The sequence below is a fragment of the Streptomyces alkaliphilus genome (assembly GCF_014141535.1).
In the GTDB taxonomy this organism is placed as follows: domain Bacteria; phylum Actinomycetota; class Actinomycetes; order Streptomycetales; family Streptomycetaceae; genus Streptomyces; species Streptomyces alkaliphilus.
Map to the genome: position 1 here is coordinate 1 of NZ_VKHT01001492.1, position 849 is coordinate 849.

General features: G+C 73.1%; 1 pseudogene. It reads right to left on the minus strand.

Annotation, left to right across the window (positions count from 1 at the left end):
• Positions 1–78 precede the first annotated feature (78 nt).
• A pseudogene (locus tag FNQ90_RS25280) lies at positions 79–348 on the minus strand (HEAT repeat domain-containing protein); the annotation flags it as partial.
• Between the last annotated feature and the right edge of the window lie 501 nt (positions 349–849).

Sequence of the window (849 nt, forward strand, 5' to 3'; positions counted from 1 at the left end):
CACGAGGATCTTTCGGACCCGTCATCGCCACTATCCGCCCCCACCCGAAGCGGTGGGGGCGGATAGTGGCGATGACGGGTCCGAAAGATCCTCGTGGGCGGCCAGGTGGTCGTCCAGCGCGTCGAGGTCGGCCGAGAGCTCGACGTACAGACGGGCGTAGTACAAGGAGCGGTGCTCGACACGCCAGTCCCGCCGGGGGTCCCTCCGCACGCAGTGGTCGAGTGCGGCGGCGGCCTCGGGGCGCGGCGCCGCGAGGGCGTGCAGCGCGCCGTCCCCCCGGCCGCGCTGGAGCAGCCCGAGCAGCGAACCGCTGGGCGCTATGTCTGTTTCGAACGGACCTGCGTGCATGGGTTCAGCATCCGGGGAGGGGAAGCGGCTGGCAACGGGATTTCCCCCCGGTCCGCGCGCCCGGCGCGGACCGGGGACGGACGGGGCCGGTCCCGTGCGCGGGTGGGGGTTCCGCGCCGGGCACCGGGAGTGAGTGCGAACGGAGGGGCTCGACCGGCCTCGACTCCCTTACGGATGCGGGAAAGCTGTGCCAGAGTCGGAGACCGTTCGTGCCGTCCCCGCCGGTGGTACCGCACCGGCCCGTACCGCATCGGGGCTCAGGAATGCTCTCCTCCCAGCATCCGGACCACTCGGCGACCGGCTCCCCGGAGGGAAATGGACTCCGGGACCTCATCACACGGGCGCGAGGACTCCGAGAGGGTATCGCCGTGGCGCGCCGGGCGGAACCGGGCCCCGGGGACGGGGCGTCCGCAGCGGGGTCGGAGTGGGAGGCGGCGACCCGGCGCGCCGAGGAGTTGGTCGTGCTGCTGGAGCGGTTGGACCGGCGGCGCTCATCGGATC